At 31.6% G+C, this 9,692-nt stretch carries 8 protein-coding genes; 7 read left to right on the forward strand and 1 reads right to left on the reverse strand.

Annotated elements, in window-relative coordinates:
• The first annotated feature begins 107 nt into the window (after positions 1-107).
• The 7 genes from rny (at position 108) to ACR0QS_RS07575 (ending at position 8,610) form a co-directional block, all read left to right on the forward strand.
• Positions 108-1,640: a ribonuclease Y gene (gene rny, locus ACR0QS_RS07545; RefSeq protein ID WP_432632827.1), complete on the forward strand. Its 1,533-nt coding sequence runs from the start codon at positions 108-110 to the stop codon at positions 1,638-1,640.
• A gap of 58 nt (positions 1,641-1,698) precedes the next feature.
• Positions 1,699-2,514, forward strand: a complete 816-nt coding sequence (locus ACR0QS_RS07550; protein ID WP_432632828.1) for a TIGR00282 family metallophosphoesterase — start codon at positions 1,699-1,701, stop codon at positions 2,512-2,514.
• Positions 2,515-2,543: 29 nt separating this feature from the next.
• Positions 2,544-3,134, forward strand: a complete 591-nt coding sequence (locus ACR0QS_RS07555; RefSeq protein ID WP_432632829.1) for a GNAT family N-acetyltransferase — start codon at positions 2,544-2,546, stop codon at positions 3,132-3,134.
• A 185-nt stretch (positions 3,135-3,319) separates the two neighbouring features.
• A complete protein-coding gene (locus tag ACR0QS_RS07560) occupies positions 3,320-4,372 on the forward strand; it encodes a hypothetical protein (RefSeq protein ID WP_432632830.1) in 1,053 nt (350 codons plus the stop codon).
• A gap of 19 nt (positions 4,373-4,391) precedes the next feature.
• Complete coding sequence (locus ACR0QS_RS07565) at positions 4,392-5,501, forward strand: hypothetical protein (RefSeq protein WP_432632831.1); 1,110 nt, start codon at positions 4,392-4,394, stop codon at positions 5,499-5,501.
• A 283-nt stretch (positions 5,502-5,784) separates the two neighbouring features.
• Positions 5,785-7,911, forward strand: coding sequence for an alpha-amylase/4-alpha-glucanotransferase domain-containing protein (locus tag ACR0QS_RS07570; protein ID WP_432632832.1), 2,127 nt, complete (start codon positions 5,785-5,787; stop codon positions 7,909-7,911).
• 21 nt (positions 7,912-7,932) lie between these two features.
• Positions 7,933-8,610, forward strand: a complete 678-nt coding sequence (locus tag ACR0QS_RS07575; protein ID WP_432632833.1) for an AAA family ATPase — start codon at positions 7,933-7,935, stop codon at positions 8,608-8,610.
• Here ACR0QS_RS07575 and thrB read toward each other — a convergent pair.
• Entirely contained in the window at positions 8,607-9,545 is a 939-nt protein-coding gene (gene thrB / locus ACR0QS_RS07580) for a homoserine kinase (protein WP_432632834.1), read from the reverse strand. The two genes, ACR0QS_RS07575 and thrB, sit on opposite strands and share 4 nt — an antisense overlap.
• Positions 9,546-9,692: the final 147 nt, after the last annotated feature.

A 9,692-nucleotide genomic window follows, 5' to 3' on the forward strand; every position in this document is an offset into this window, starting at 1 on the left:
ACTTTATATAAAATATATGTTATATTTATTACATGTTTTATAATTGTCATAATTGATAATTTGACAATATAAATTATAAAATAAAAAATAAATTAATGAGGTGAAAGATGCAAACTGTGATTATTGCCATCGCCTCTGTTGTAGTCGGTATTGTTTTAGGATATATAATCCGCTTTGTAATTGCAAGAATGAGCGTTAATTCGGCGGAAATAATGAAACATAAAATAATTCAAGAGGCAAAAGAAAAAGCCGAAAGCGAGAGAAAACATGCAATCTCTTCCGCTAATTCGGAAATACAAAAAGAGAGACATAAACTAGAAAATGAAACTAAAGAAAGAAGAGCCGAAATACAAAGATTAGAAAACAGAGCGCTACAACGAGAGGCAAATATAGACAAAAAATCTCAATATTTGGAAGACAAAGAAAAAAATATTGAAAATAAAATAAAACAAATAAAAGATAAAGAAGAAAAATTAGATAGAATAATAGAAGAAGAAAAAAGAGAACTTGAAAAAATATCTGGTTTTTCTGCAGAAGAGGCAAAAGAAAGGCTTGTAAGAGAAATCGAAGATGACGCTAAAAAAGCCGCTTCAAAAATAGTCGACAATATAGAAAAAAATGCCATTGAAACGGGCGAAAGAAAAGCGAGAGAAATAATCGTTCAAACCATTCAAAGACTTTCAAGCGATGTTACTCAAGAGACTTCGGTTACTTCCGTGTCCTTGCCAAGCGAAGACATGAAAGGAAGAATAATCGGAAGAGAAGGCAGAAATATAAGAATGCTTGAAACTCTAACGGGAGTCGATATTATTATAGACGATACTCCCGAAGCTGTCGTTATTTCATGTTTCGACCCTGTTAGAAAACATATAGCCAAAGTTTCGTTGGAAAAACTTATTTTAGACGGAAGAATTCATCCTGCGAGAATCGAGGAAATAGTATCAAAAACTAGAAGAGAAGTTGAAGATTCTATTGTCCGAGCTGGAGAAGACGCTATTGCAGATTTGAATCTTACAGCAATGCATCATGAATTGGTTCGACATATGGGAAGACTTCAATATAGAACAAGCTATGGACAGAATATGCTTCTTCATAGTAAAGAAGTTGCGAATATTGCGGGAATGATAGCTGCGGAAATCGGAGCGGATGTGGAGATGGCAAAGAGAGGCGCTTTCTTGCATGATGTCGGAAAGGCGATAGAAATAGAAGGAGAAGGTTCTCATGCGATGTCTGGAGCGGATTTGGCGAAAAGATGCGGAGAAAAAGAGGAAGTCGTAAATTCCATAAGAGCGCATCATAACGATGTGGAAACTCAAACTGTCGAAGCGGTTATAGTGAAAGCGGCGGATGCGATAAGCGCGGCAAGACCTGGGGCGAGAATGGAATCTTTTGAAAACTATATTAAAAGACTCGACACTTTGGAAAAAATTGCAGACAGTATGGAAGGAGTGGAAAAATCTTTCGCAATTCAGGCAGGAAGAGAACTCAGAGTTATGGCTAAAAGCGATATAGTTGACGATAATCAGGCAAAACAGATAGCGAGAGATATTGCCAAAAAGATAGAGGAAGAATTGAAATATCCCGGTATAATAAGAGTTACCGTTATAAGAGAAACGCGAGCGGTTGAAGTTGCAAGATAAATATAATTTTTTATAATTTTATAAATATAAATAAAGGTTTTTAAAAAAGGTTTTAAAAATGTCCGTAAAAAATATATTATGTCTCGGAGATATTATCGGCGTTACGGGGCGATATGCTATAAGAAGGCATTTGGAAGAGATAAAGTTAGAACATGAAATAGATTTTGTGATAGCGAATGGAGAAAACGCTGCAAACGGAATCGGCATTACAAGAGATACGGCTGCGGAATTATTTAATTCGGGCGTGAATGTTCTAACTTCTGGAAATCATATTTGGAATAATAGAGATGTTTTCGCTTTGATAGGTTCGGAAAATAGACTTCTTCGTCCTTATAATTTTCCGAGCGAAGCGCCGGGACTCGGTTATTATATTTACGATATATTTGACTGCAAAATCGGAGTAATAAATCTTATGGGCAGAACTTTTATGGACGCTTTGGACTGCCCTTTTAAGAAATCGAATTTGGCGATTAAACATATTAGAGAAAAAACAAATATTATATTCATAGATTTTCATGCCGAAGCGACAGCCGAAAAAATAGCATTCTCTTATTATTTGGAAGGACAAGTAAGCTGCATTTTCGGAACTCATACTCATGTTCAAACCGCGGATGAAAAAATATTATCTTCCTACACCGCTTATATTTCGGATATAGGAATGTGCGGAAGCTACACTTCGGTTATAGGAATGAAAAAAGAAGCGGCAATTGCGAGATTCGTTTCAAAAATACCGCATAGATTCGAGGTTGAAACCGATTCCCCTATGATTAACGGAATTATAGTGCAAGTCGATACCGATTCTGGAAGAGCTTTATCGATAAAGAGAATAAATACCGTTTATTATAACGATGAAGTGGAAAGAATTGATAGATAAGATTAAATTTTTGATTTGTATGGGATTTTATGATAAAATTTGTAGAAATTAAATATAATGATAATGAAGAGAATAATTTAAAATATAAAAAGTTTGCAAAAACTTTATATAATGAAGCCTTTCCTATAGAAGAGAGATGGGATTTTGATGCCGTTTTGAAAAATAAATTAAATAATAATTATAAATTTTATTGTTTTTTGGACGGCGAAATTCCGATTGGGATTGCTATAATTTGGACTTTGGAATATTTTAATTTTATCGAATATCTGGCAATTGATAAAAAATTCAGAGGAAAAAATTACGGCTCAAAAATCTTAACTCAAATATTGGATTTATTGAAAGATAAATTTGTAGTTATAGAAGTAGAACCGAGCGATTTAAATGAAATTGCAAAAAAGCGCATCGATTGGTATTTGCGTTTTGGTTTTATACTTGCCGATTACGATTATAATATGCCTTGTTTCGATTATAATAATAAAGAAAATGGAAAAAGCATATTAAGAATGAAAATAATGACGACTAAAAAAATCGAAAATAAAGAAGAACATGATAAAATTACAAATTATTTATACGAGAATATTTATAAACAAAGATTAGCCGAAGAATTTGAAAAACGATAAATTATTAATAATTATGTTAACTAAAGTCTCCAAAGATTCTAAAAAATTATAAAATAATCAAAAAATTTCAATATAAAAGCGTTAAAAAATAACAAAAAAATTCATGCCATTTTGAAAATAATTACTATCTTATGTATAGAGGGTTTGAAGCCCCGAAAAATTTACTTATTTTTAGGAGGTATCCTATGTCAAAACGATATTCAAAACTTAATTTTAAGGCATTGTTATTAGTATTAATAGCAATAGTAATGGTAGCGGGATTTGTTTCTTGCAAAAAGAGAAATCAATTACCTATGGGAGATTTTTCAGTGATTGATGCTCCTACGGGACTTATTGATGACGATGGTAATGTGTTTGTCATAACAAATTATGTAACAAATTATGTAACAAACACTACATACAAACGCGTAATTATAACCAATAGAACATATTTCCCAGATAAAGTAATCTACATGACTAATACGATTACCGTAACAAACAGCAATTTGGGAAAAATAGATGTCATAACCGAATTCTTATATGTGGACAAAATAATTACCAACGAAGTAGTTCATACTAATGTTGTTGCCGACACTAAAAATTATATTTCAAAATGGCATAACAGTTTATTGTATAAAGTTTATGCACCTTGGGCTGGAATAGGAGCGGAAGGCGATTATAAATATACTAACCTCTCTTATTTAGACACTAAAACTTTAACTGAAATGTGGGGAAGAGTGGTTAAAATGAAATCTCATGCTGGACAAGAATTGACTATAAGAAATAGAAAAACGGGAACTTACTTCTATTTTGACGACAATTTGAATATTCGCTGGACTAAAAGACCTAACGAAATATTGAAAAAATTTGTTCAAGGTTTAATAATTCAATATAAATGCGGAAGCGGAACTAAAGGACATTGGGCTATAGCGGGACTTTATCAGTTGGCTAAAGGCACTGCAGAATTGAGAACATGGAACGATACTGGAGTTAATATACTTCAAGGCGAACTCTTCAGATGGACAAGAAGCGCGGGAGAATACGATATAATAGTATTGAATCCTGGACATGTTATTGACGGAAGCGAATACGGATTTGAAATATATAATACGACTTATAACTATGCGTATGGAAGCAATCCGTATTTTGAAGAAAGACCTGAAAATTATATGTCAAAGATTAACAATGTAACGGAAGCTTGGAAAAACTGGAAACCAGCCGAATTACATGACTTGACATTCCAAATTACTAAACGTTAATTTGAGGAGGGTAAGGATTATGACAAATAATATAAATATAAAAATAGAAAATAAAGATTGGAGGCATAATATGACAAAGAAATATACAAGATTTAATTTAAAGACATTATTCTTATTCTTAATGGTAGGAATAATAGCGGGATTAACGGCTTGCCAAAAAGTGGCTACGGCTCCTAGTTTTAGAGACAACTGGGGAATAATAGCCTCTCAAACTGGACCTTTAGACCCAGAAGGCAAGACTATTACGAACGAGGTATATGTTACAAATGTAATAGAAGTTCAAGAAGAAAAAATATATTATGTAACGAACGAAATATATTACCCTGGAAAAGAGATTTATAAGACTAACTATGTTACGAATATGGTAAACAGCGGTCAAGATATGGTTTATACTAATTATGTATATATAGATAAAGTAAGCTATGTGACGAAACATGTTACGAATATAGTGCCTGACACCAATAACTATGTTTCAAGACAACATAAAAGCTTTTTATTCAGAGTTTACACTCCGTTCTCTGGAAATAACTACACTACGGTTTCTTATGTGGATACTCCAGCATTAAACGAATTGTGGAAAAGAGTTATTAAAAGAAACGCTCATTCTGGCGAACAATTTGTTATAAGAAATAGAGGAACGGGAACTTACTTCTATTTTGACGACAATATGGATATTCGCTGGAGCAGAAGACCTAACGAAGTAATAAAATATTTCGTTCAAGGTATAATAATTCAGCATAAATGCGGAAACGATACGAAAGGCGCTTGGGCGATAGCTGGACTTTATAAATTAAATAGAGATACGGACTATTTAAGAAAATGGAACGATACTGGCGTTAATATAGTTCAAGGCGAACTTTTTAGATACGATAGAAACGCGGGAGAATACGATATAATAGTATTGAATCCTGGACATGTCTTAAACGGAAGCGAATACGGATTTGAAATATACAATTCTACTTATAATTTCATATATGGAACAAACCCGTTTTTTGAACAAAGACCCGAATATATAATGAGTAAGATTACGCATGTAACGGAAGCTTGGAAAAACTGGAAACCAGCCGAATTACATGATATGACTTTCAAAGTGTTGAAAGGATATTCGCTCCCTAATTTGTGGCAATAAGAATTATACTTGACGGTTGAGTTTTGAGTAAGGGCTGTCGGCTAATCGGCAGTCCTTATTTTTATATTAGTTTATTAATAAATTTTTTTTAAATTTTCTCTTGACAAAAAATATAATTAATATACAATAATATTGCTTAACAATATACAGTATTTGTCTTGTCGCCTATAGTGGGCGGCAGGCTTTTATTTTTTACCCGTATTTAAAACTTTACAAAATTTATAATTGATATATAATTATGTAAATCGTAAAATAAACTATAATAAAAAATAAAGGCAATTCAATGAAAACTATAAATTTAATATTAGGCAATCATAATCATCAGCCCGTTGGAAATTTCGATTTCGTTTTTGAAAGCACATATCAAAAAGCTTATAAACCGTTTTTAGATATTCTCGAAAAATATAAAGACATAAAATTTAATTTTCACTACACGGGCAGTCTTTTGTTATGGATAGAAAAAAATCATCCCGAACATATTGAAAAATTAAAAAATTTGGCGAAAGAAAAAAGAATTGAAATTCAAAGCGGCGGTTTTTACGAACCGATAATGCCGTCCATTCCCGATAAAGATAAAGATATTCAAATACAAAAATTGAATAATTATATAAAAGATAAATTCGCTTTTAATCCGAAAGGCGCTTGGATTGCCGAAAGAGTTTGGGAGCCGACTTTGGTTAAAAATTTGGCAAAAAACGACATTAAATATATTATGATTGACGATTCGCAGTTTTTGACTACTGGAATTGACACAAAAAATATTTTCGGCTATTTTATAACGGACAATGAAAATTATAAATTAAATATTTTTCCAATTTCGCAGGAACTTCGCTATTTGATACCGTTTAGAGAAGTCGAAAAATCTATTGAATATTTGAAATCCATCGCAACCGAAGAAGGAGACAGAGTTGTAGTTTTGCATGACGATGGCGAAAAATACGGAGACTGGCCCGGCACTCAAAAATGGGTTTACGAAGACAAATGGCTTGAAAAATTTTTTGAGGCTTTAAGCGAAGAAAAAGATATTATAAAAACTACGACTTACTCGGAATATATGGAAAAACACTCTCCGATTTCCAAAATATATATTCCTACTGGCTCTTATGAGGAAATGCTTACTTGGGTTTTGCCCGCTAAAATTCAAGATGAATTCCATACAAAACTTGAAGAATTAAAAAAGTCTAACGAAAACGAAATTATTACAAGATTTATGCGAGGCGGTTTTTGGAGAAATTATTTTTCAAAGTATTCCGAAAGCAATCGAATGAATAAAAGAATGATTTACACGTCAAATGTTTTCGATGAATTTGATAAAAGTAAAAAAGATAATAAGTATAAAGAAACTGCTTTGGATTATTTGCTTCAGGGACAATGCAACTGCCCTTATTGGCATGGAACTTTCGGCGGACTCTATTTAAATAATTTGCGACATGCCACTTATTCCAATTTGATAAAATCGACTTCAATATCCGAAAAAAATATTTACGGAAAAAATTATTTTGTAGAAAAAGAAATTGATTTTGACATGGACGGAAGAGATGAGATAATAATATCCTCCGAAAAAGAAACTTTGATTTTCCATACTTTGAGCGGTTCGATAATCGAATGGGATTTGAAAAAAGAAAATCCTATTAATTTAATCGACACTTTGAAAAGGCGTGAAGAGGCTTATCATATATCTGCCATGCGAAATACGAATAGCGATAATCAAAATGACGGGCATGTTTCGATTCATGAAATCTCAAAAAAAGTCGATGAAGAAATTGCGAAGTATTTGGTATTCGACAAAAATGAAAAAGTTTTTGGAGTTGACCATTTTTTAAATAAAATGCCGAGCGCCGAAGAATTTCAATTATTGCAATATGAAGAGAATTCATGCTTTTTTGAATCTTATTATAAAATAATAGAAAATAAAATAGATAAAAATTTGGCGACGATAATATTCAATAAAGACGGAAAAATAAACGGAAAAAATATTAACCTCACAAAAAAATATATAATCGACTCTAACGGCGGTTTTTCATTGGAAGCAACTATTGAAAATAAATCGGAAGAAGAAATTGAATTTGTCTACGCTTTGGAAAATAATATTACTTTGCTTGCGGGCGGCGAAAATGACAGATATTATATTGGAGAGAATAAAAGAATTTCTGAAAATTTATCGGACGCGGGAGAATTCGCGGGAAAAATTTTTGGAATGACGGACGAGGCTTATATAAAAATTAAAATATTAATAGAATGCGAAGAGGCGACAAATTATTTATATATGCCGAATTATACGATTTCGGACGCGGTAGATAAACTTGAAATGAATTATCAAAATTCTACCGTAGTTTGTTTGAAAAAAATGAACTTAAAACCTAAAGAAAAAAAATCTTATAAATTGAAAGTAAGCGCTAAAAATATTTAATAATTTTTTGGAAGGCGAATAATGAAAATTTTTTGCATAGTTTCGGATACTAAACACTCGGGAAAAACTTATTTAGCGTCTCATATAATTTCTTCTCTAAAAATTCTGGGTAAAAAAGTCTGCTATTATAAGCCTTTCGTTTTGGAAGTTAAAGACGGAAAATTATTCGATTGCGATTATATAAAAAGCGCGACAAATTTAAACGCTTCCGATATATTCGTCTCTTACGCAACAAACGGAAATATTTCTCCTCTTCACAGCATCGAAAAAAATGGAAATATTAATATTATTGAAGAAAAAGAAATTAACGATTTAATCTATGAAAATAGCGCAAATTACGATTATATGGTTTTTGAGTCTTTGAGTTTATATTCGCCTATAAAAGAAAATTATAATTTTATCGATTTAATCTCCGACATAAAAATCGAAAAGCAAATTGTCCCGATAGTCGAGTATAATTCAAATATCATTCATTCCTGTTTGGAACAAATCGGACTTCTTCATCAAATCGGTTTTAAAATTCCTTTCATTGTGGTAAATGTAAATAGAGATATTTTTGTTTCAGCCGAAGTCATAGAATATATAAGAAAACAAATAAGCCCGATAAAAATTTATTTGACGGAATTTGAACCAGAGATAAAAAAAATAGAAGAGATAAAATATCCTAATATAATTAAAGAATTAATTCCTTTAAACTAAATTATAATTACGCCTTTCGATGGAATATTTAAAACCTTTATAACCGACTCGACATTTTTTTTCTTAAAACTCGAATGCATCGCTTTTGAAACTTTTTCTATTATATTTTTATCGTTTTTTACCAAAGCGAGAATCGAAGAACCAGCGCCGCTAATAGTCGTAGAATATGCGCCCGCTTTTTTCGTTTCTTTAAATAATTCTTTTAGATTCGGAATAAATTTCGCTCTGTAATCTTGGTGAATTTTATCTTCGGTTGCGACTTCGAGCAAATCCAGTCTGTTCGAAAGTAACGCCGATGTTAAAAGCGCAGCCCTTGAAATATTAAATATTGCATCCTCTCTTTTTATTTCTTTAGGCAAAATATTTCGCGCCTTTTCCGTGCTTAAATAAAAATTTGGAATTGAAACTACCGCCTTCAAGTTTTTCGGAGGTTTTATTTTTATATATTTAAAATCCTCGTTTTTTTTAACGACTCCAGAAATTATTCCGCCGAGTATTGCTGGAGCGACATTATCTGGATGTCCTTCCATTTGAACCGCCATATTCAAAATATCTTTTTCTACCAAGAGTTTATTTCCAAGCATATAATTTGCAGATAGCAATCCTCCGATAATAGCCGCCGAACTGCTTCCGAGTCCTCCTGAAAGCGGAATTCTATTTATACATTTTATAATATAGCCTTTATTCGGTTTTGATTTTAATTTTTTGAAAACGAGTTTCATTGCCGAATATATCATATTGTCATTTTTAGAAATTTCATTTTCTCCTTCGCCAAAAATTTCAAATTCTATTTTTTTTGAATTATCGTTTTCGTAAATATGAATTTCGTTATATAAACTTAATGCGAGTCCCACGCTGTCGAAACCCGAACCTATATTTGCGCTCGTTGCGGGAATTTTGAAAGTTATAAGTTTTTTATTTTTAGTCATTAGCATTTTCCTTAATAATATTTTTATAGAATATACTTAAATATAATTTTTTTCAATGATTTTTTACATGAAAATATTTTTATTTTAGTAATTTTACAAACAAAATTTTGACAAAATAATTTATTTTAGTATAATATCTTATATGTTTAATAT

The sequence above is a fragment of the Brachyspira sp. genome (assembly GCF_050873525.1).
Lineage (GTDB): Bacteria > Spirochaetota > Brachyspiria > Brachyspirales > Brachyspiraceae > Brachyspira.

What these genes read in the sequence shown, in the direction of transcription:
- ACR0QS_RS07570 (WP_432632832.1), top strand. Translation starts at nt 5,785, where the DNA reads ATGAAAACTATAAATTTAATATTAGGCAATCATAATCATCAGCCCGTT.
- ACR0QS_RS07550 (WP_432632828.1), top strand. Translation starts at nt 1,699, where the DNA reads ATGTCCGTAAAAAATATATTATGTCTCGGAGATATTATCGGCGTTACG.
- ACR0QS_RS07555 (WP_432632829.1), top strand. Translation starts at nt 2,544, where the DNA reads ATGATAAAATTTGTAGAAATTAAATATAATGATAATGAAGAGAATAAT.
- ACR0QS_RS07565 (WP_432632831.1), top strand. Translation starts at nt 4,392, where the DNA reads ATGACAAATAATATAAATATAAAAATAGAAAATAAAGATTGGAGGCAT.
- thrB (WP_432632834.1), bottom strand. Translation starts at nt 9,545, where the DNA reads ATGCTAATGACTAAAAATAAAAAACTTATAACTTTCAAAATTCCCGCA.
- ACR0QS_RS07575 (WP_432632833.1), top strand. Translation starts at nt 7,933, where the DNA reads ATGAAAATTTTTTGCATAGTTTCGGATACTAAACACTCGGGAAAAACT.
- ACR0QS_RS07560 (WP_432632830.1), top strand. Translation starts at nt 3,320, where the DNA reads ATGTCAAAACGATATTCAAAACTTAATTTTAAGGCATTGTTATTAGTA.
- rny (WP_432632827.1), top strand. Translation starts at nt 108, where the DNA reads ATGCAAACTGTGATTATTGCCATCGCCTCTGTTGTAGTCGGTATTGTT.